Genomic DNA, 21,198 nt, shown 5'->3' with positions numbered 1-21,198 from the left:
CCGAAGCATCTTTTCGATTAAATTGGCTAATTTATCAAAATCTTGTCCTAGCTTGCGCAATGCAGGCGTTAGACTGGTTAGTAGTAAACACTTCAGAAGAAATAAAAGTACAACCCTTCCCATGCTATCACCTTTTTTCGGGGAGGATCGAAAGGCGTACTTCACTATTCTATCATGTGTTCTTATGCTATAATTTCAGTAGAAGAAATAAAGTGCGATCTTTGGATGCAAAAGAGGCGTACTAGACGTCTAGGCAATCCAGTGGATTGCCTTTTTGTATATCTACACTTTGACAAGACAGTCGCTTACTGGACTGCACGAACAATCATATTTATTTATCTTTAAAATAATTTAAAAGGTGTGACTATAACATGAATACTACTTTAGTAATAATAATTATTTTAGCTTTAGAGCTTCTGCCAATTGATACTTGGCTTATTAAGTATAATATGGCGATTGCTAAACCTATATTTTTTAGTTTAGCGTTGATTGCCGTGTTTGTTCTCTCTCTAGTAGGCTTTTCAAAAGCTTTTCATTGGTATGATTATCTAATAACGGTTATTGCATGTATTTATGAGTGGATAATATTCTTCAGAAATGCCAAAAAATCAGCAAAAGCAAATTAATTAGCTGTGCCAAAGATGACAGATCTCAATTTTATCTTGTTTAGATAATTTAGACATAAAAATACCCCCAAATTTGTCCTAAATTTGAGGGTTACTTCAAAATAAAATATGACATTTTTAAGTCTATTTATTTGCAACTAAAAGCTCTTCTAACTCCTTACCATAATCTGGCATTCCCGCTAATTTGATACTTTTAATTATTATTTCTGTTTCATCCAGATATTTTTTATCATGATTATCTTGATATTTAACTATATTATAAAATGCCGGTATCAGCAGCTTATAAAAGAAAACCTCCGGTTTTGTTTTTATTTGATCCGCATAATTAACAAATACCTCAGTTTCTTCAAATCGCTTATTTCTAATGCAAAAAATCAGCATATTGATAATGATAGCCAAAATTTTGTCTTGTATTCTGACACTGCTTGATCCAACAAGCTGTTTTATTATCCTTTTAGATAGCAATAAGTTGCTATTCAAATCATAAAAGCTCATGAAATTACAGTACATAATTAATCCATCTTCATCAAAATTAGAAATATTAAAAACTTTTTCTTTCATTCTGTCTATAACTTCTTTATCTAGCATTGTAAGGTCTTTACTAATTACCGCAATATAGGCATCAATAAGAAGTAATTCATCATTTTTATTAGGCAATTCACCTTCAGCAACTACATCTCGTATTTGTTGCAACTCTTTTTTTGAATTTTGGTAATATGCTTCATTAATAAGTCGATTTATTTCTAATTCTTGTTGATTAATCGACTTATCTTTTTGATTTAATTTACTGAAAAAATCAATCACTGGAATTTGATTAGAATGTAGTAATTCAATTAAATCTGCGGCAGAAATTCGACTTAAATTTTTCTCTACTTTCGCATAGAATGAAGGGCTTATCACATCTTTTGCCCATTGTTTCTGCGTCTTTTTTTGACTTATCCGATAATCTTTTAGCAACTCCCCAATTGTCATTTTTATTCCTTCTAACTTTAAACTGTCAAATATGACATTCCTCTCTTTTTCATTATAACCAAAATATACTAAATATACAGTTAAGTTAAAAAAAGAGGTAAAAACATGAACATCTTTTTAAAGAATAAAAACTACAGAAAATTCACCCTTGCCAGCTGGTTATCCGGCGCAGGCAACATCCTGTTCTACCTGGCTCTCATGACTTATGCCAGCAAGTTAAAAAATTATTCCCTGGCATTATCTTTGATTGCGATTACCGAATCGCTTCCAGACCTTATTCAAAGTCTCAGTGGCTACCTGGCGGACCGGACGCACAACAAGTACCGTGTAATTGTCTGGCTTGCAGTCATCCGCTTTGCCCTGTACATGTTGGTGGGTCTGCTCTTTGCCACCAATATTGCCGGCTGGAACCTGGTCTTAATGGTTATTGGACTTAACTTTGTATCTGATCTTTCCGGCATGTACTCTGGCGGTTTACAAACGCCGCTAATCGTTGGCCTCGTCGGTGAAAACGAAATGGCCGAAGCTCAGGGTTTTACGAGCGGTGTATCACAACTAATTACGCTAGTTGCACAATTTGTTGGCTCCGGGCTCCTGCTCTTCATGTCATACTCAGAACTGGCTGTTGTCAACGCACTAACCTTCTTAGCAGCAGGCTTACTTTATGCCAACATTGGGACGAACGTTCATAAGCAACAGCCTGAACAGACGGAAGAGGTTAATGACCAAAACTTCTTTGCCACAATTGGTTCATCATTGAGACAAGTAAGGCAAGCCCACGGACTCTTAACGATTGTTTTAGTTGTAGCCATGCTTAATGGTTTGCTCAGTTCTGTCCAGCCATTAATTTCTATCGTTATTGCTGGTAACAAAAGCATGCTTATTGGCAGTTATAGTTTCACCATCGCACTTCTAGGAGCCACTGCCGCAATTGGTTTAGCTCTTGGCAGTGCAGTCGGCACCAAACTCCTTAAAAACACCTCGCTTTTCCAGCTATCTTTATTATCTACTATTAATAGTGCCATTATGGCTACTGTCATCCTAAATAAGAATATAGTATTCTGCCTTATTCTAATGACCACTCTTGGTTTCTTAGCTGGTACGAGCAGCCCTAAGCTAATGCAATGGTTGGTTGTCTCCGTAGATCGCAAAATATTAGCTTCTTCAGCAGGGCTTTTAAACACTATCTTGGCAATCGCTGGTCCATTAATGACGACATTATTTACCACCATAGCTGGTACAATCAACGTTAATTATGCCCTGTACGGTGTCCTAGGATTTAGTGCAATCGTCTTCACTGTTACTTTAACTGTAATGATAAAAGTCAACAAAACAAAACAAGCTGAAATTGCATAAAAATTTACTAATGTTTTTGCCTAAAAATTCAGATCAATTCAACATAAAATAATGAACGCTATACCAATTTTTCGCATATTAGGGATAAAAGCGTTCTCCAATTAAGATATTGTGAAATTAAAGTCTTTTTTACCGGGTAATTTTGCACAATTTGAACAATTAAAAAAATCGTATCCAAAAGGACACGACTAGACGAAAAAAATAAGCATTAGTCTAAGCGACTTCTGCTTATTTTTTCATGAGATGTTGCGTGAATTCCCACCAATTAAAGAGTTACTATTTTGATTTTGAAAATTTATTTCAAAATCCGGTCTTTTTATAATTATTTATTTGTGAGTACAATTTTTTCATATAACGTAACTGTTAACAAGTAATAACCCAGATAAAGCACAATAAATATTGTGAATGGAATCCAGATATTATGGTATGGAGATATCAGCAATGTTTTAAATAGTTGTAAGCCACAAAGGACATCTACTATGCCTAAAATAGCAGGCATGGTGAACAAAGTACCAATTTCTTTTCTGATTGAACTGCGCAATAATTGTGGCCTGGCTCCAATTTCATGTAGCATCTGGTAGCGTACCTTGTCACTGGCGGCACCACTTAAAACTTTAAACATTAACGTCGAAGCGAGCATAGTCAGAAATGCTATTCCTAAGAAAAAGCCCATAAATTCAAACGCACTGGTAAAGCCAATCATATTGCTATAGTTATATGATTTTGAAGAAAGGTAAATATCTTGGTAATTGCGATTTTCCCTTAGTTGCTGTTTTTGAATTTGTTTAATCACTGGAAAATCATGGACAAAGTCTTTGACATTAATATAACTGACGAATTTTTTCTGACCACCAAGTGTATTCCACCTTCGTTGTGAAACTAGCTTAATTTTCTTAGGAATGCCGTTAGGCACCATTTGGCTAAAAATGCTGTTGGCAGCTGTTTCCGGTTTATCCAGTTTGGCAGTAACCAGTGTTTTCACTTTATATGTAGGTAAATTGTCTTGATTGTTATGAAAATAGATTTCTATTTCTTTCAGTGGCTGTTTTTCAAATTCCGCACGGTTAAAGTAGAGGTGCATCCCCTTTTCTTTGTAGTGATAAGTCTGTTTGTTAGTAATGGTTAACTTTGCTTCTGCTTTTTTAACTGCTGGCGTCTGACTGATAATTGTAGCATCATAATAAAAGCTTTTTTGCGTCTCATCCTTCATGGAGCCAAAATTAAGTCCCACGGTAATTGCACCTAAAGCCAAGGCAAACAGAATTGAAATCATAGTTAATATCTTGGTGTAGCTTTGCAAACGAAATTTCAACTGACCAAGAGTAAATTCATTAATACCACGATATGAAAAAGATTTTTTATTAAGTAAATAATTAATAATAGCCGTAAAGACGCCATTAAAGACGAAGAAAGAGCCAGCAATAATTGTTACTAAGGCGGTGGGAATAAGAAAGTAAATATATCTGGTGGACAGAGTCATTACATAGTAACCGACTGCTAGCAAAAGCACACCGCAAATTGCTTCAATTCCCCGCAAAAGTGGATGATGATTAAGATTAATTGGAGTTTGATCTTCGTGTAAAAGATCAATTACCGGAGTATGTGTAAGTTTGTGCACATTGCTCAGTGCACCCAAGAGAAAAATAATAACAAAGAAAAGTAGTGTCCCTATTATTGCGCTGGGTAATATTGCCTTATAGTGCGTAATTTCGAGCCCTAACTTACCTACCAGCACTTTGGTAACTATTGTGGTCAACCCAAGCCCCAGTATTATTCCCAGCAGAACTGCTAAAAAGCCAGTTAACAGAGTTTCACAAAAAATTAGTATGCCAATACGCGTGCTTTTAGCTCCAAGCATCATATACATGCCATAGTCATGCTTACGCATGCTTAACAAAAATGAATTGGCATAAACAAGATAAACCGATGTAATGATCACCAACAAAATAATGCCAAAGGTAAAAATATAAGTCAGGTATGCTGTTCTACCGTAGACATCTTTACTAATAAATACAGGGTTAGTAGCAATTGACAAGAACATGTAGAAAATCATGCTGGCAACAATTAAACCAGAAAATAATACCAGATAATCTTTTAGCCTATTCTTAATCCCCGTCACAGACAGTTTCCAAATCATTACTGCTCCTTTCTTTAATTAAAAACAAGAATCTATTTACTGCTCCCAATTTTACTCACGTTCCAAGACGATTTTTTCATACAGTTTTACGGTTAATAAGTAATAAATCAGGTATAGCACGATAAAAATTATAAAAGGAATCCATAAGTTCTGGTATGGGTGTGGCAAGAGCAATTTAAACAGCCTCAACCCAAAGAGCACATCGATTACGCCTAATACGCCGGGCAGAAGAAACAGCACTCCAATCTCATTTTTAATAGATTGACGCAAAACTTTTGCCCTTGTGCCAATTTCAAATAACATTTGGTAACGCACCTTGTCACTAGCTGCGCCACTTAAGACCTTGAACATTAAGGTTGAAGCCAGCATGGTCAGGAAAGCGAAGCCTAAAAAGAAACCCATAAATTCAAAACCGCTGCTGAAATTCTTGATTAACTGGAAACTGCCCGCCTTGCTGGAAGTATAAATATAAGAATAAGCAGGATTTTCCTTCAGTTGTTGTTTCTGCAATTTTAAGATGGTGGGGAAATCCTGATCAAAGTTTTTCACTTTTACAAAGCTGACAAACTTGTCTTGTCCTTTTTTCTCGGTCCATTTTTTTGGTGAAACCAGGCGAATGATTTTAGCAATACCATCAGGAACCATAGCACCAAAGGCATTGTTAGCGTATGTCGCTGGGACGTCCAATTTCTCAGTGGGCAAATTGACCTTCTTGTATGCCGGTTTACCATTTTTCATGTAAAACTTGACGTTTTTGACCGGGTTATTGTTAAATTCACTGCGGTTAAAATACAAATATTTACCCTGCTCTTTATAATGATAGGTTTGCTCACGGGTAATGGTCAGTTTATTTTTAGCCTGCGTTACTCTGGATGAGTCACTGATAATAGTAGTGTCATAATAAAAATTGTCTTCAAGCTGCTCACTGAGCGTGCTGAAGTTAAGCCCTACAGTAATCGCTCCAAGTGCCAGGGCAAAAAGCAGTGAAACAACTGTCAAAATTCGCGTATAATCATGCAATCGAAATTTCAACTGGCCTAGAGTAAATACCCGGATGCCATGATAAGAAAAGCTTCTGCGGTTAAGCAAAAATCCGATTAAGGCGCCGAAAAAAGCGTTAAATGTGAAATAGGAACCAGCGACTATTGTCACCAACGCTGCTGGAATAATAAATAAAATAGCACCGCCTGGAAGACCCAAAATAAAGTAGCCTGCAGCTAAAAGTAACAGACCCAGTATTCCTTGAATCCAGTGCAAGACCGGCCGGTGTTTGTAAGCAACTGGCTTTTGGTCATCGCGTAATAGTTCAATTACTGGCGTCTTGGTTAATTTACGGACATTTTTCAAAGCTCCGAATAAGAACATGATAATGAAGAAGATAATCGTCCAAATGATAGCGTTAGGTAAAACAACCGCAAAATGTTTCACTGTCAACCCTAAACGAAATATTAACAGCTTTGACACTATGGCAGTGAGGCCAAACCCGAGCACAATACCCACTAGTGTAGCTAAAATGCCAGTTATTAGAGTTTCCAAAAAAATCAGCAAACCAATTTTGGTACTCTTAGCTCCCAGCATCATATACATACCGTAATCGTGTTTACGCATGCTCAACAAAAAAGAATTGGCATAAACCAGGTAAACCATAGTAATGATTATCAGCAAGATAATACCAAAGGCAAAAGTGAACCGAACATAGTTACTTGGTGCTGAAATATCATTTTTGATAAAAGTAGGATTAATTGTGATTGTAAGGAACATGTAAAAGATCATGCTGGCAACAACCAAGCCGGAAAATAAAACCGCATAATCTTTAAAACGACTTTTGATTCCCGTTAAGGACAACTTCCAAACCATTTTAGTTCTCCTTATTCGTCAGTATCTAAGTGGTCGATTAATAGATGGTAAAATTCTTGTCTGGACTGACCGTTTTTCAACATTTGCTCACCAATCTTGCCGTCTTTAATAAATAAAATGCGACTGGCAAAACTGGCGGCAAACGGGTCGTGAGTAACCATCAGAGTGGTGATGCCATCGTTTTGATTCAAATCTGCCATAGTATAGAGCAATTCACGCGCGCTCTTTGAATCTAAGGCACCCGTCGGCTCATCGGCAAGCAGAATTGCAGGTTCATGCACTAACGCCCTGGCAGCTGCTACCCTTTGCTTTTGCCCACCCGAGACCTCAGCAGGATACTTGGGCAGAATTTCTTTAATGCCCAGTCTAGTTGCGATTTTGTCAACCAGCGGATCAATTTTTCTGGGAGAAATACCCCTTAAACTTAAAGGCAAAGCAATGTTTTCCCGATTAGTTAAATTTTCCAGCAAATTAAAATCTTGAAAAATAAAGCCGATTTGCTTACTTCTAAAGTCAGCTAATTGATTGGCATTTAAAGTGCTGTTATCCTCATGGTTAATAAAAACATTGCCTGTTGTCGGTTTGTCCAAAGTTGACAAAATGTTAAGCAAAGTTGTTTTACCGGAACCAGAGGCGCCCATAATGGCTACAAATTCACCTGAATTAACCGCAAAATTAATGCCCTTGAGAGCCTGGTATTGCTTTTCGCCCCGCTTGCCGTATGTCTTAGTAACTTGATCTACTCGTAAAATTTCAGTCATTTGTAAAATCCTCGTTGCAATACTTCTGTACTATTTATCTAATACACTAATTGTATTTCTAACTTTTGTCAATAAAAAAATAAGCCTTTTCAATTTAGAAAGACTTATCTGAATACTTTTTCCTTGTTTTTAGCTGTCAATTAAGAATATTAAGTTTTTCTTAAAAACACTTCTATTTTCTTAGCCTACTCTGCGCAGCACCTTGTTGAGCGGCGTCACAATAATTGGCGTCACAATTGCAGTGAATACTGCCTCAACCAGACCATTCAGACCTAGGGCAATTATTAACGCTGTAATTAAAGGCGTCCCCTGAGTGAAGCTGCCCAAATGGCCTAGCAGTTTGGCAGAGTTGCCCATGAAAACTAGACTGGTTAATAGAATTACAAAAACAGTGTTAGTTAAAGAAGTCACTGCTCCCGCAACCGTGTAGCTTACTTCTTTAATGCTATTTTTCTTTTTAGCAGTTAGTTTCCCAATCAGTCCCGGGAAAAGACCAGCTAAAACACTAGGAATTACCGCAATCACAAAGTTTTGAAAGAGCATTAAGCTGACAATATCGCCAGGTTGCGTATATGCCTGCACCATGCGGGCGATTCCCCAGAAAATACCAAAAAATGTGCCGGCAATTGGTCCCATAAGTAAAGAATAAATGGAAACGGTCAATGGAATAGTAGTTATAGCTGGCAAAGTTGGCAATATGCGAATATAGCCGATATTAGGAATGAGAGTTTGCAATAAAAAGATTGCGACAAATATAGCAGTAATAGCCAGGTTCTTAGTTTCTTTTCTACGCATCTAAGTCCTCCTTAAAAAAACACCTTGCTATTATATTGCTTAGAATTATTTGTCGCAAATATTATCTCTGCTAAGTATTAGTTTTAATAATAATTAATTCAGTAAAAGCTATATTTTAAATCCTTTCTCTAAAACTGATCCAGACTCAAAAAAGCGCTTAAATTTTTCAGCTTCAGTCAGTAATTTTTCCCGATTATCTACCTGTGAAAGCTTATAACCGACAAAATATGGCGAAGCTGTGTAGCGCAAAATCAATTTCGCACAAATACCCTGATCAAAACGCGGATAAAAGAACAAATTATAGGAGTCACAGCGACCGTTGGACAAAACTTCCAGCATGTATTTAGCACCACTTTGAATCCAGTCAGACCAGTCATCAATACTTTTTTCGTCAAGCAGATTAAAATCTAATTCGATATAGCCTTGAATCGGATGGGTGCCAACGTTAACCTCCAGCCCATCTTTATTAAAAATACTAATGCCTTCAAAATTATTGGGCTGCAGATACTTATAGCCGTTCATCTTTTTCAAGCCAACAATTTGCATGTGTGGGTGCTCAAGTGAACCTCCAGAATTTTTGCCAAAATTTTTGTACCATAATACCGATCCGAACTCAGGTGAATCATTCATTTGCTTAAAACATGACAGTGAAAAGCGCATCAAAGCTCGATTATATTCAGGTGAATAAGTAGTGATATCCCCATCATGTTTACTAGATTCAATCAAAACTGTCTGAACTGTATCCAGCAATGTCGGATATTTGTTATCCAGCCAAATCATCCCTCCCTGCCTCTTTATAATATTAGTCAGTTCCGCCACATTACAAAAGGGACAACCAGAATTGTTTTTCACTTTACGGTAAGAATTAGGCTTTTCTTTAGCTATGTTAACATCAAACACTAATGGGTCATTTTCCATTGGGCAATCCCTCCTAAAAAAATTTTCTTAAATCTTGCATTTTACTAGAGCCGCAATAGATGGTAAACTGTAACCGCAATTATTTTTTAAAAAATTCTAACGGTGGTAGAACTATGCAATCAAAAAGAAATTTAAAAAAACACAATAACCGCAATAACTTGTTTCTGATTATTATCGGAATAGTTCTGATTTTAGCAGTTATATTTGGCGTGGTTCTATATAATAATCACGTTGAATCGCAAAAGCAGGCTAAAGCATTCGCTATTAATCATTTTAACCCTAATGTTAATATTTATGGAGTCGAAGTTGGAAACTTAACAATTAATAAAGCAACGGCCAAGATTAATCGGAAAGCCAACAATATCGTTTCCCTAGAAAATGGTAAAGTAGCAATTGAACGCAATCCTAATATTGATACTATTAAGAAAAAGGAAGTTGCGCATTATTTCAAAAAGCAGCATACGACGATGCCAGATAAGCAAAATTATGAATACCGCAATACTGACTTAGATGCTGCCAATAAAAAAATGCTGGCCGTTAGTCACGCTGTGGTCAATTACCATGTTGCTGGCAAGGATTATCATCTTAAAGCTCAAAATCTGATTAACCAGGCAATTTACAAAAAAGGCAAATATTCGTTTCTTAATTCAGAAAATCTAACGGCGAAACTCAATAAAATTGACCAGGATGTTTCAACCATTCATCAGAGCTACAAGTTCGCTGTGCCTAGGGGCAACAAAGTTGCAGGTAAGAAAATCACAATCAAAAACCAAAGCTACGGCTGGGGCGTTCACGTCAAAAAGGCCCAAGCTGCTGTTGAACAAGCATTTTTAAACGGAATTAAAAATCTTGATGGCAAAGATTACATCTATGGTCTGGGTTATAGCACTTATGGTTTAGGATATGGCAAAAACAATCATGGTATAGGAAATAACTATATTGTAGTTTCACTTAAAAAGCAGGAAATGTGGATTGTACAAAAAGGCAAAGTAATCGTACACTTGAATGATATTGTTACTGGTACGAGAGATGGCGTTAAGGGTAACAGTACCCCTCAAGGAGTTTGGTACATTCACTATAAACAAGGTCATGCTGTTTTGCGTGGGCGCAATAACGATGGTTCTAAATATGCTTCACCAGTCAGATACTGGATGCCGTTTACTTTAAGTGGTTGCGGTTTCCATGATGCCAGCTGGCGCGGCGATTGGAGTAAAAAAGCATATTTACGTGGGGGTTCTCATGGCTGTGTCAATATCAAGCCTAGAGAAATAAAGCAAGTCTGGCAGAATGTAAGCAAGCATGAACCTGTAATTATATACGATTAAGTAATTTAATAAGAAATTAAAGGACAAGAATTTAAAAAACTTGTCTTTTTTGTTATGCAAAAAAACCTGTTAGCTTAATATCAAGTTCACACTCGCTTTAGTTAACAGGTTTTGCAATTTTAAATATTAAATAATTTTTACTTACAAGTTTTCCCTAACAGCCTGATTGACAGCATCCTTTTCAGCGTTAATTAAGTCAACCTTGGACTCGATATTCTTAGTATCCATCTTTATTTCACGACCTAAACCCGGCTGATCAGCCTTTGGTTCAAAGAATTCTTTGAATTCTTGCAATCTCTTTTCAGTATGGAAAATGTTGGAAGCCACAGTAATATATGTGGTAAATTCCATATCACCACCGACTGTTTTCTCGAGCCATGGCCATTGGTCCCGTAACCAGTCCCAAGCAAATTGTTCGCCTTTTGGATTAGCTAAGACATCTGCAAACCAAGAACGCAAATCTTGTGGCTTAACAACTGCAGCATTCTCAAAATTCTCAATAAGTTTCTTGATTTCAGCTGGATTCTTGGTGTTGGTAATAGCATCAGTAAGATCGTCCTTATAGTTAGGATCGATGGCAGCTTGATATTCTTTCAGCAAACGGTCAACTAAACCTGGTTCATTATAATTCTTAACTTCATTCATTAAAACATACGGTCTAACTGAAGCATCAATTTTACTTAAATTTTGATCGTGCTCAACAAAAATTTGGTGACCAGCTTTTATCACAGCAGAATTACCGGCATACAAAGCTAAGGCTATTTCTAGTGGTCGAATTCTCTTATCATCATCTGTATCAGAATCTTTTGCTTGCCAACCTAAACGTTCAACTTGCTTTTGGGCTAATTTATTAACAAATGCCTTCAAATCTTTTTCTTGAGCTGAATCAGGTGTAACAAATTTAAATAATGAACGGATACTAGATAACAAGGCACTAATGACAATGTATGATTTAGAATCCGCAAATTTTGGCAGCAACGGGACAATTTCAGCGTATGAAATTTGCTTGCCTTCTGCTAAAAGTCCTAAATCTTGCAATAATTGCAATTGATCTACCGGTTTAAGCTGATCAAATTCAGCCATAATATCGTTCATCAAGGTTTCATCATAATTGACAATGAAGTGTGAACTATTGCCTACGTTTACACGCAAAGCGTGACCAGCTGCACTGCGTAATTCTTGGTAATCTCCCAGATCCAGTTCTCGTTCAGACATAATCTGCGGTGCCTCAAAGTTTGCGTTCAAAGGAATAGCCCACTTGCGCCCAACTTCTTTGCCTTCACCAACGAAGAACTGCTTTTGGCTCAAAATTAAGTGACCAGCTGAGTTTACTTTAGTGGAAACAACAGGGTAACCCGGTTGGTCAAGCCAAGTATGCATGATCTTACCAATATCTAAATCGGTGGCAGTCGAAAGAGCATTCCACAAGTCGTCACCCGTAGCGTTGCCATATTGGTGCTGCTCAAAGTAGTACTTAAGTCCCTTACGCAAAGCATCGTCCCCTAAGAGTGCCCGTACCATAACCAACATTCTTGAACCTTTAGCGTAAACAATCGCACTATCAAAAATCGAATCAATATCAGCTGGATGCTCTACATTAACGTGAACGGATTGGACACCATCAGTGGCATCACGCGTTAAAGCTGCTGGTACTTCAGAAATTTGGTAAAGATTATCCCAAACATGCCAACTCGGCTCCAAAGCATCAACTGAAACATATTCCATCATGTTGGCGAAACTTTCATTGAGCCATAAGTCATCCCACCACTTCATGGTAACTAGGTCGCCAAACCATTGGTGCGCCAATTCGTGAGCGATAACCGTTGCCACATACGCTTTTTGATAAGGAGTAGCATTATCAGGGTCAAGCAAAATTGCGACTTCACGGTATGTGACTAAGCCCCAGTTTTCCATTGCTCCGGCAGAAAAGTCAGGCAGCGCCAATTGCCAAGAATGTGGCAGCGGGTACTTGGTTTGATAAAATTCTTCGTAAAATTCAATTGCCCGTTTTGCAATATCCAAAGCAAAGTCTAATTCCTTAGCTTGATGTGCTTTAGTCGCAAAAACTCCTACTTTAACACCGTCTTTGGTTTCGGTGATCTTTGATTGTAATTCACCAAAAGCAAAGGCAATCAAGTAGCTGGACATTCTAACGGTTTGCTCGAAGTAGTGCACGCCATCTTCAACTTTAACTTCCGGCATGTTGGCAATCGTAGTTTCACCTTCATGCTCATCATACTTAAGTGCTAAAGAAAAAGTAGCTTTGGCTTCCGGCTCATCAACACATGGGAAAGCCTGACGCGCAGCTGTTGTTTCAAATTGAGTACCGATAATCTGTTTTTGCACACCATCAACTTGATAATATGACGGATAAATTCCCATCATAGAATCAGTCAGCGGTGCCGAATACTTGATCTCAACTGTGACTTTGCCGGTTTGACCCAGTTCGATTTTAATTGCTTCTTTTTCGTCATTGACGGTGAACGGCACATCCTTGCCTGCACTGGTAACAGAAGCAATTTTCATATACTTCTGATTAATTAAAATAGTATTTTCGAGTGCCTCACCTGTAATTGTTGAAGTACCGTTAATAGTTTTCTGTGCCCGATTAATATCTATGAACAAGTCATAGTGTTCAGGGTGAAAAGTTTCATAAAAATGTTTAGCAGCCATATTTACCTCCTAAAATAATAGTTACTATCAATTTTAACAGACATATATGGAAATAACATGATTTTTCATAGCAGTAGATATTTGCTCTACTTTTTCAATAGTGGCAAAATTATTAAATTTTTAAAAAATATTGTAAGAGTTGCGTGTTCTTTCTGTAACAACAATGACACATTGTCTGTGTATGATTATCCATAGAATTAATACAGTTAATTGTGGGGATTGAAATATATTGAAGAACAGTAAAAGTTTAATACTTAAGTTAATTACAGCACTGGCGCTTTCATTCAGTTTTGTCACTGCTATAAATATAGAAACAAATAATAATAACTCGTGTACACAAACAGTACAAGCCGCTCGTAAGAAGTCAAAAGCTGAACGCGCAGCTAAGAGATGGATTGCCATGCGTGAATCAGGTGGTAATTATTATGCGCGCAACGGTGTTTGTTATGGCAAATATCAATTAAATATTGCTTACCTGAACGGTAATTATTCTAAGAAGAACCAAGAAAGAACCGCTGACACATACGTTTACGGTCGTTATGGTTCATGGGTTAACGCCAAGAACTTCTGGCTAACACATCACTGGTATTAGAAGATACCTCTTTAATACAAATATCCCATTAAGAAACGCAGCCTAACTAATTGTTAAGTTGCGTTTTTATTTGAAATTATTTCTTTTAAAGTTACTTATTCTCTTCAATTATTTGCCTAATTTTTGCAAAGCGTTCATCCCACTCGTTAACAATTAAATCATCATATTCTTGCCTTAATAAAAAGTCGAGCAAGTCTTTTTTATCAGGCCGATCTAAAAACAGGTATCTTTGCGGAATAACAACCTGGGGCAAAACAGTGCGCAACTGGTTAAGTGAAATCTTTTTAACAGCACAAGATTTTAAAATTGGAATAATACAACCATCATCTTTAGGCATAAAATAGTCATAAATTTCGTCATAATCATCATTTTGAATTTCCCAGCCTATTTGAGCTAATGTCGTCGCATTGTTACGAATCAAAGGGGCGCACTTGATAAATAACTGAATTCCGCCATTATTGCCTGTAGTATAAACAAAGGCTTGAAAACTATCTTTAAAAAATCTCTTGCGGTATTCAATTATTTTTTGACCCGTTAAAATTTCTTTGACATACTCCTCATGCAGAGAAATTAGTAAAGTAGGTAAAAACGGATCATAAACTTCATCTTCTATCTGACACATTAATTATTTTCCTTTTCTTTGTTCTTAATTGTGCAAATACTTATGTTCATCATAAATATCTTCGCTTAAACAAGCAACTGAATATTTAAAATATCAGATTAGCAAAACTGAATTATTCTAAACACAAAAAAGCTGGGCTGCACTTCAACCATTGAAGTACAGTCCAGCTTTTCTAATCATCTTACGCTCTGTGTCTTAATAAATGAGCCTTTGCGGGTTCACCTTTTAACCAAGTCGCAAAGAATGCATAGCCGAAGACCATCAAAGCAACTACAGCTGCCAAAATAATCATATTATTATCGTTCAGCGAAATTGTCTGTTCCTCTTCTAGCAGATTCTTTGACTCATTAACTTGATTGCATAATCCAAAGAATAACATGATTAGACTGCTTAGAGTTAGTAAGCCATTAACTGCCGTTAAAATTTTCATCTTCGTTAACTTCAAAAAATCATGTCCTTTCTTTCGATTTAAATACCAGCATTATATACCCTTTAAAAATAAATGCAAGGCCTTTGCTTAAAATAATTTAAATTTTTTGTTTCCAATATGAATATTATTATAATTTTATAATCAAATCTTCTAAATCCGAACAAAAAAGAAGTACAGAATCCGTACTCCTTTTTATTGCCATTCACTTGTTAACCATTCTTGCGCTAGTTCAAACCAGTGGGCTGCATGCGGATTCTCCTGCCATTCTCTACCCTTAACCACCATATCTTTACGAGCTAAGGAAAAACCGTGACCACCACGATTGAATATATGGGCTTCACATGGAACCTTCTTGTTATGCAAGGCTTCCACGTATTCAAACGTATTGGTTACAAGAACAATAGGATCATCCCAGGCATGGAAGATAAAAGTTGCCGGTGTGTTTGCAGTTACACCTAATGAACTATCCTTAATAAATTCATCTTGGGGTACTTTATCTTGTTCATCTTCTGGAATGTCAAAACCAATTTTAGTCAGATTAATTAAAGGATAACCCAAAATAGTCTTATTAGGCAGAACTTCCGCACTCTTAAAGTCAAATTCTTTTTGATATTTAGCAGAATTAGCCATACTGTTGGCAAAACTGACAACATGACCACCAGCAGAAAAGCCGACTGTGACTATTTTATCAGGATTAATCTGGTATTCTTGCGCATGCTCACGAAAGTATTTAACAGTGCTTAAGACATCAAGCCCAGCATCCGGATAAATGTCACCTTCATCTTGAACGAGGTTATACTCCATGACCACACTGTTAAAGCCGCAATTATTGAAAGCCAGAGCAACCGGCTCGCCCTCTCTTTTTGACAAATGGTCAAAACTGCCACCTGGAACTACAATTGCCAAAGGATGTTTTGGAGTTGCCAATTCACCAATTGAACCTAAGGTGTATGTGTGCAGGTTGAACTCGCGCTGGTTAAAATTAGTTAACGTTAAATCATTTACCTTCATTTTCTTCCCCCACTTTTACCATATTTCTAGCTAAAAATGTTGTTGCTAATGGTACTGTTAATAATACACCAATTAGAGAGTACATTATAATCAAAGCCTCATTGACAAACATTTTTTCGTTTAATACCTCACCTAACGTATAATTCAAGCGAATATACCATAAGAATAATGAAAGAAAGCTGCCAAACATCCCAAATAAAATGGTATTCATAGCAGTCCCTAGGACATCGTTGCCGATTTTGGCTCCACTGGCTTTGAGTTCCTCATATGATATTTCCGGATTATGCTTTTTGATTTCTAAAAGTCCTGAACTCATAGCAACAGCAGATTCGGCTACAGCACCCAGCGTGGAAAAGATCGCTACCGCCACTGCAATTAAAGGATAACTTAACCCTGGCATTTGGGACAAACCCACCAAAATTTCACCTGCTTCGGGTCCAAGCCCGGCAGCTTGCGCCAACCATTCAAAACCCAGAATTATTACACTAGTTGCCAGACACACAATTAGTGAAGAATAAAAAGAGTTTTTAGCAACTTGATAATCATGCGTTCCTAAGAAAATAATGGTTACCAGCTTTAACGGGACAAAAATTAAAATCAGAAGTGGAATATTAATCCCCCAGGAAATCAGAATAGCAACTAAAATTAATAAGAAAGTATTGATTAAAACACTAAAGAAACTGCGAATCCCTGTTTCACCGCCAACAACAGTCATCAAGATTGCTAGCACAATTAGTAAGGCAGTTAAGGTACTCATTTTTTAATCCCCGCTTTCCGCTTTTTTTCTTCTAAAAACAGCAGGCTGCAACCCGTGGCAAAGACCACCGTTAAAACAATCCCAATTGCGGAAATGATACTTTGAGTGACACCGAGGGAAAGGGTGAAGCCAAAAGTGGAACGCAAGCTGTTGTTATCCCGCAAATAGATAATCGTCATTGGCAATTCTTCTGACATAAAGATTAATACCAAAACGTTAATCAGTGGTCCCATGATTTCCTGTCCCATTGTGCGCCCGCTGTGAATTAACTGCTTGGCTGTTAAATCAGCCTTAGTTTGAATCAATTCGTAAAGACTGGAAATAATATCGGTGGCTTCGTCCATCACTGCTCCTAAAATACCCAGTAAAGTTTGTGCTAAAAAGATGCCACGAGGATCCTGCGTCGCATAATCTCCTGTTTCGTATTTAATTTCCGATTCTCCTGTCAAACGCATGATCAAGTAACACAGTGCAAAAGAAACAAAAGTGCCTAAAATTGTCGCCAACCACGTTGCCAGCATCTTGCGGTTAAAGCCTTGGACAACTAATAAACTAAAGAATGAAAAAACAATATCAGCTAAACCAAAGAGTAGAACGATATAAGAGCCATTTAGTTTAATATCAAGCATAATCACAAGGTAGAAAATTACCCAGCTGAGTATCATTGATGCAATTAAACCAAACGACTTTTTACCTGAGACTGCCACCATTAGCGTGGACATTACTGTCATTGCCAACACTAAAACCCAGTCTCGTTTAGGATCCTGAATAACCGGTTCACCGTGTTTGACACTTACAAATAATCGCTGACCTGCACGAAACTTTTGTGTGACTAACTGTGAGGGATAATACATGTTGATAGTCTGAAAGGTTTGACCCTTGAATTCACCAGACAAGACTTTTAAATGGAGAACCTGTTTTCTGGTTTCATCTTTATTACCATAGACATCCGTACTTTTTTCTTCTAAAGTATCCTTGATTTTACTGTCAGTAACCACAGCTACATCATTTTTAGAATAAATATCTGTTGCAAAATAGGTGCAGGTAGTTAAAATTAACCCTACAACTGCTATTAATACCGCAAATAAGTAGCGTTTTTTAATTTTTTTCAATCAAATCATTCCAATCGATTTATACTTACCTACTGTAACTTAAAAACAGTTATCAGACATTAATTTTAAGCTAAATTTGTAAAATTTAAATATTATAAAAACGACTTTTAACCAAAAGTCGCTTTTTATGTGTCTACATATCTAAGAACCGCTGCCACCAATGTGTTTTTTCCGGTTCGATCTGCATATCCGCTAACGTGCGGTGGGCATTGGCGTTTGCACTTTTTTCAGCATTTTCCTTAGCTTTAGCCAAAATCTCTTCATGCATCTGTTCACTTGATTTTCCTTCATCCTGCGCCACCTGAGCCCGCTTTTCGGCTGCGGTTAGAGGCTTCGTCTCTGGCATTTCCTGCACATCAGTTATGTCATCACCGTTATCGGTAACAATTCCTGAAATATCCGGTAACACGCTGAAATCTTCTTCAGCACTAGTTTTTTTAGCTGCAGGCTGCTGTAATTGCTTTTGCTCTTTGAGCAGCTCTTTATTCTGCTTTTCAATCTGATCCAATTGCTTTTGCAAGTTGCTCAGTGCTGTATTCTGCTGCCCAATGGTTTGTTGCAAAGCATTCAGCAATTTCACCATCTGAGAAGTAGACATTACCTCCTGCTTTTTACCGGCATCCTTATGCTGCGATCTGTCTTTTTTATCAGTAACAGCAAAAACTTGTTGAGCAGCCTCTTGCAAAGTCAAGCCATTATCTTGCGCTAATTGGTGAAAGTCTTGGAGGTCCTGCACATCCTGCTTGCTATATAAACGTGCATTTTGCTTAGTCCGTGCATAGTAATCCGATTTACCAGTAACCTTTTCTACAATCAAAGAATATTTACGTAAAGTGGCAACACTAATGTGTAATTTTTTAGCCGTCGCAGAAGGCGCGGTTAATTCTTCAAAATTATGCTTATCTTTGTTCATTAGATATACTCCCCAGCACAACCAAATTAACCAATTTTGTGTAACAAATTTTTCTTATGATCAAAACGCTCCTGCGCCTTGACAATTAAACGAGTAATTAGTTCAGAATAAGAAATTCCTGCTTCTTCAAAAAGTTTAGGATACATACTAATATTGGTAAACCCAGGCAAGGCATTAACTTCCGTCAAGATCACCTGCTGATCACTTTCACGCAAAGTGGAATCAACCCGAGCTAAGCCACTACATTCTGTGACTTGATAAACTTTTAAGGCGTTTGCTCTTACCTTATCTACAATTTCTTGAGGTAATTTGGCAGGGATTTGCAAAGTAGTGGTGGAATCATCGTCGTATTTATTTTCATAACTGTAAAAAGTACCCGCCGCATTAATAATTTGTCCTACACCGGAAACGATCGGTTTGTCATTGCCTAAAACAGCAGTTTCAACTTCTGTACCGTGAATGGTTTCTTCAATTAAGACCTTATCATCATATCTAAAAGCATCAGCCAGAGCTTGAGCAAATTCTTCTTTATTAGTCACATGATGCACACCAACTGAAGAGCCTTGATTAGACGGTTTAACAAAAAGATCACTGCCCAGTTTAGAACTCACTTTGTCATAATCACGTTTAGCATTATTAGCATCTTCATATTCAAAACGCTTAATTGCTATCCAATCAGCCACGGGCACACCAACGCGCTGTGCCAAAATTTTAGTAAATTCCTTATCCATGGTCACGGCAGAAGCCAGCACGTCGTCACCAACAAAAGGCTTGTTTAAAATTCTGAACAGTCCTTGCAAACAGCCGTCTTCACCTAAATTGCCGTGCACAATCGGAAAGAAAACATCAATTTCCGGTAAATTCTTCAGTTGAATTAAATTTGAAATGTTGGCCACTTCATGCGGATTCTCAATAGTATATTTTGGATCCTTTAAGACTTTAAAGGAGTCCTCTTCACTGGCTAAATAACCATCATTGGTAATCCAAATTGGATGGACGTCAAACTTATTTTGATCGATCGCATTATAAATGTTGTGGCCGGACATAATTGAGACTTCATATTCGGATGAATTACCACCAAAAATTAAACCAACTTGTGTTTTCTTAGTCATTATTTTTACCTCTTAGTCATTGTTTCTAACTTTTAATTATACGGCAAGAAAAACCCGAAGAACTGTAAATTAGACAATTTTTTAGGAATATTTTTTATTATAAGCAAAAAGTCTTGTATAAAGCAAAATCATAAAGCAAAAATTTACACTATATTAAAAATTGCTATTCGATTTCCAAGTTATTTCATAAAGTTGATTGATTTTGGTTGGATGTTTGCCCAAATTGGCGGGATCAAGGGACTGATGATAGGCTACGGTTAAATAAAGGTCATTAGCTGCAACTAGTTGAATGCCCTCAAGCTCAGTATAATAGCCCGGAATTTCCAGTTTACTTTCATTAGCTAAATTTACCAACTCCCAAAAAGCAGGATCAACTGCTCCCCAAGGAATTTTAACAATTTTTCTATTTTGACCTAGCTTGTCGTCCGCAAATTGACTGGAAACATAGATTGTGCGGTTATTATCAATGGCAAAACCTTGCAGCGAACCAATTAAGCCGACTCGTCCAGAAAATTGTGGTATTTTAAAGGCGGCTAAACTGTTTATTGTTCTGATATCAACGTATTTGCTTGCAGTTGCAGCTTCATCAAGCGCCTTATTAATTTCAGCTAAATAATAGAGTGCAAAATAACCAGTATAGTCGTTATCACCATAAGCGAGCAGAAAATAACGCAAATCTGGTGAAACTGCAGCTTCTACCCGGGCAAATTGATTGCCTGCACAGCCTATGCCCAAATCAGCTCCCGCATAATTTAAATTTGATAATCGTGGTTGCATTTTGGTATTAGCTGTGATCCTAAAATAATGCGGAATTTTTATGAGTGCAATTTGTTTAGACCAAGTAGACCAGGTGGGATTTAAGTCGTTTGGCTTTGTGCCTACGAACCACTGTCCTGGCCTTCCAGCATACTCCAGTGTTTGAGTATGACCTGCAGCATTTCCGGCTAAATGCAAAACAGGAATTTGCTTATTAAAAGAGACATTATTACCATTTTGACCGCGATAAACAAAGTTGTCTCCTGCTACGTGTTGCAAAACATAAGTATAGCCGTCAATAATGCTGGTTTTCTGCACTACCACTTGGCGCAAGTCCTTATCTACTGGTCCAGTTACCCCATCCCAGTCGTCTAACTTGCTTAATAAACTAATTTTGACGTTTTGTGCTGCCTGCATCTTTTCCTCATTAGCCAAGACTGTCATTTCCTCACTAAATTTTTCCAAAAACTCAA

19 protein-coding genes are annotated in these 21,198 nt (G+C 37.2%); 4 read left to right on the top strand and 15 right to left on the bottom strand.

Annotated elements, in window-relative coordinates:
* The first annotated feature begins 371 nt into the window (after positions 1 to 371).
* Positions 372 to 626 carry a hypothetical protein gene (locus tag JF75_RS01145; protein WP_046331503.1) on the top strand — a complete coding sequence of 85 codons (255 nt, stop codon included), beginning with the start codon at positions 372 to 374 and terminating at the stop codon, positions 624 to 626.
* 123 nt (positions 627 to 749) lie between these two features.
* On the opposite strand, the gene JF75_RS01140 is transcribed toward JF75_RS01145, so the two are convergent.
* Positions 750 to 1,598, bottom strand: a complete 849-nt coding sequence (locus JF75_RS01140) for a helix-turn-helix domain-containing protein (protein ID WP_046331502.1) — start codon at positions 1,596 to 1,598, stop codon at positions 750 to 752.
* A 105-nt stretch (positions 1,599 to 1,703) separates the two neighbouring features.
* Between JF75_RS01140 and JF75_RS01135 the strand changes: the two genes are divergently transcribed.
* The gene (locus tag JF75_RS01135; protein ID WP_046331501.1) at positions 1,704 to 2,954 is read left to right on the top strand and encodes an MFS transporter; all 1,251 of its coding nucleotides are present in this window, start codon (positions 1,704 to 1,706) and stop codon (positions 2,952 to 2,954) included.
* Positions 2,955 to 3,276: 322 nt separating this feature from the next.
* Here JF75_RS01135 and JF75_RS01130 read toward each other — a convergent pair whose 3' ends face one another.
* From JF75_RS01130 to JF75_RS01110, 5 genes are all read right to left on the bottom strand, one after another.
* Positions 3,277 to 5,091 (bottom strand): FtsX-like permease family protein, encoded by a 1,815-nt coding sequence (locus JF75_RS01130; protein WP_046331500.1) that lies wholly within the window; start codon positions 5,089 to 5,091, stop codon positions 3,277 to 3,279.
* Positions 5,092 to 5,142: 51 nt separating this feature from the next.
* A complete protein-coding gene (locus JF75_RS01125) occupies positions 5,143 to 6,948 on the bottom strand; it encodes an FtsX-like permease family protein (protein WP_046331499.1) in 1,806 nt (601 codons plus the stop codon).
* An 11-nt stretch (positions 6,949 to 6,959) separates the two neighbouring features.
* Positions 6,960 to 7,709 carry an ABC transporter ATP-binding protein gene (locus JF75_RS01120; RefSeq protein WP_046331498.1) on the bottom strand — a complete coding sequence of 250 codons (750 nt, stop codon included), beginning with the start codon at positions 7,707 to 7,709 and terminating at the stop codon, positions 6,960 to 6,962.
* A 180-nt stretch (positions 7,710 to 7,889) separates the two neighbouring features.
* Entirely contained in the window at positions 7,890 to 8,504 is a 615-nt protein-coding gene (locus tag JF75_RS01115; protein WP_046331497.1) for an ECF transporter S component, read from the bottom strand.
* 108 nt (positions 8,505 to 8,612) lie between these two features.
* Positions 8,613 to 9,422, bottom strand: coding sequence for a DUF4931 domain-containing protein (locus JF75_RS01110; protein ID WP_046331496.1), 810 nt, complete (start codon positions 9,420 to 9,422; stop codon positions 8,613 to 8,615).
* Positions 9,423 to 9,535: 113 nt separating this feature from the next.
* Between JF75_RS01110 and JF75_RS01105 the strand changes: the two genes are divergently transcribed.
* Complete coding sequence (locus tag JF75_RS01105) at positions 9,536 to 10,747, top strand: L,D-transpeptidase family protein (RefSeq protein WP_046332888.1); 1,212 nt, start codon at positions 9,536 to 9,538, stop codon at positions 10,745 to 10,747.
* 141 nt (positions 10,748 to 10,888) lie between these two features.
* On the opposite strand, the gene JF75_RS01100 is transcribed toward JF75_RS01105, so the two are convergent.
* Positions 10,889 to 13,420 carry a M1 family metallopeptidase gene (locus JF75_RS01100; protein WP_046331495.1) on the bottom strand — a complete coding sequence of 844 codons (2,532 nt, stop codon included), beginning with the start codon at positions 13,418 to 13,420 and terminating at the stop codon, positions 10,889 to 10,891.
* Between the two features lie 226 nt (positions 13,421 to 13,646).
* Here JF75_RS01100 and JF75_RS01095 point away from each other — a divergent pair, with 226 nt between their 5' ends.
* Positions 13,647 to 14,012 (top strand): aggregation-promoting factor C-terminal-like domain-containing protein, encoded by a 366-nt coding sequence (locus JF75_RS01095; protein WP_046331494.1) that lies wholly within the window; start codon positions 13,647 to 13,649, stop codon positions 14,010 to 14,012.
* A 91-nt stretch (positions 14,013 to 14,103) separates the two neighbouring features.
* Here the strand turns inward: JF75_RS01095 and JF75_RS01090 are convergent, their stop codons facing one another.
* From JF75_RS01090 to JF75_RS01055, 8 genes are all read right to left on the bottom strand, one after another.
* Positions 14,104 to 14,634, bottom strand: coding sequence for a hypothetical protein (locus tag JF75_RS01090; protein WP_046331493.1), 531 nt, complete (start codon positions 14,632 to 14,634; stop codon positions 14,104 to 14,106).
* Positions 14,635 to 14,815: 181 nt separating this feature from the next.
* Positions 14,816 to 15,079 carry a hypothetical protein gene (locus JF75_RS01085; protein ID WP_046331492.1) on the bottom strand — a complete coding sequence of 88 codons (264 nt, stop codon included), beginning with the start codon at positions 15,077 to 15,079 and terminating at the stop codon, positions 14,816 to 14,818.
* Positions 15,080 to 15,256: 177 nt separating this feature from the next.
* Positions 15,257 to 16,075, bottom strand: a complete 819-nt coding sequence (locus JF75_RS01080; RefSeq protein WP_046331491.1) for an alpha/beta hydrolase — start codon at positions 16,073 to 16,075, stop codon at positions 15,257 to 15,259.
* Positions 16,062 to 16,832 carry a YibE/F family protein gene (locus JF75_RS01075; protein WP_046331490.1) on the bottom strand — a complete coding sequence of 257 codons (771 nt, stop codon included), beginning with the start codon at positions 16,830 to 16,832 and terminating at the stop codon, positions 16,062 to 16,064. The genes JF75_RS01080 and JF75_RS01075 overlap by 14 nt, the downstream gene beginning before the upstream one ends.
* On the bottom strand, positions 16,829 to 17,944 hold the full coding sequence (locus JF75_RS01070) for a YibE/F family protein (RefSeq protein WP_046331489.1): 1,116 nt from the start codon (positions 17,942 to 17,944) through the stop codon (positions 16,829 to 16,831). The genes JF75_RS01075 and JF75_RS01070 overlap by 4 nt, the downstream gene beginning before the upstream one ends.
* 133 nt (positions 17,945 to 18,077) lie before the next feature.
* Complete coding sequence (locus tag JF75_RS01065; RefSeq protein WP_046331488.1) at positions 18,078 to 18,857, bottom strand: MerR family transcriptional regulator; 780 nt, start codon at positions 18,855 to 18,857, stop codon at positions 18,078 to 18,080.
* Between the two features lie 26 nt (positions 18,858 to 18,883).
* Positions 18,884 to 19,969, bottom strand: a complete 1,086-nt coding sequence (locus JF75_RS01060) for a D-alanine--D-alanine ligase family protein (protein WP_046331487.1) — start codon at positions 19,967 to 19,969, stop codon at positions 18,884 to 18,886.
* Between the two features lie 153 nt (positions 19,970 to 20,122).
* Positions 20,123 to 21,160, bottom strand: coding sequence for a helveticin J family class III bacteriocin (locus JF75_RS01055; RefSeq protein ID WP_245190697.1), 1,038 nt, complete (start codon positions 21,158 to 21,160; stop codon positions 20,123 to 20,125).
* Between the last annotated feature and the right edge of the window lie 38 nt (positions 21,161 to 21,198).

The sequence above is a fragment of the Lactobacillus kimbladii genome (assembly GCF_000970755.1).
Lineage (GTDB): Bacteria > Bacillota > Bacilli > Lactobacillales > Lactobacillaceae > Lactobacillus > Lactobacillus kimbladii.
Note: the sequence above shows the minus strand (reverse complement) of the source record. Positions and strands in the feature narration are given on the sequence as shown.

Bases quoted from the DNA above. Each gene is read 5' to 3' on its own strand.
- JF75_RS01145 (WP_046331503.1), top strand. From the start codon at position 372: ATGAATACTACTTTAGTAATAATAATTATTTTAGCTTTAGAGCTTCTG.
- JF75_RS01140 (WP_046331502.1), bottom strand. From the start codon at position 1,598: ATGACAATTGGGGAGTTGCTAAAAGATTATCGGATAAGTCAAAAAAAG.
- JF75_RS01135 (WP_046331501.1), top strand. From the start codon at position 1,704: ATGAACATCTTTTTAAAGAATAAAAACTACAGAAAATTCACCCTTGCC.
- JF75_RS01130 (WP_046331500.1), bottom strand. From the start codon at position 5,091: ATGATTTGGAAACTGTCTGTGACGGGGATTAAGAATAGGCTAAAAGAT.
- JF75_RS01125 (WP_046331499.1), bottom strand. From the start codon at position 6,948: ATGGTTTGGAAGTTGTCCTTAACGGGAATCAAAAGTCGTTTTAAAGAT.
- JF75_RS01120 (WP_046331498.1), bottom strand. From the start codon at position 7,709: ATGACTGAAATTTTACGAGTAGATCAAGTTACTAAGACATACGGCAAG.
- JF75_RS01115 (WP_046331497.1), bottom strand. From the start codon at position 8,504: ATGCGTAGAAAAGAAACTAAGAACCTGGCTATTACTGCTATATTTGTC.
- JF75_RS01110 (WP_046331496.1), bottom strand. From the start codon at position 9,422: ATGGAAAATGACCCATTAGTGTTTGATGTTAACATAGCTAAAGAAAAG.
- JF75_RS01105 (WP_046332888.1), top strand. From the start codon at position 9,536: ATGCAATCAAAAAGAAATTTAAAAAAACACAATAACCGCAATAACTTG.
- JF75_RS01100 (WP_046331495.1), bottom strand. From the start codon at position 13,420: ATGGCTGCTAAACATTTTTATGAAACTTTTCACCCTGAACACTATGAC.
- JF75_RS01090 (WP_046331493.1), bottom strand. From the start codon at position 14,634: ATGTGTCAGATAGAAGATGAAGTTTATGATCCGTTTTTACCTACTTTA.
- JF75_RS01080 (WP_046331491.1), bottom strand. From the start codon at position 16,075: ATGAAGGTAAATGATTTAACGTTAACTAATTTTAACCAGCGCGAGTTC.
- JF75_RS01075 (WP_046331490.1), bottom strand. From the start codon at position 16,832: ATGAGTACCTTAACTGCCTTACTAATTGTGCTAGCAATCTTGATGACT.
- JF75_RS01065 (WP_046331488.1), bottom strand. From the start codon at position 18,857: ATGAACAAAGATAAGCATAATTTTGAAGAATTAACCGCGCCTTCTGCG.
- JF75_RS01060 (WP_046331487.1), bottom strand. From the start codon at position 19,969: ATGACTAAGAAAACACAAGTTGGTTTAATTTTTGGTGGTAATTCATCC.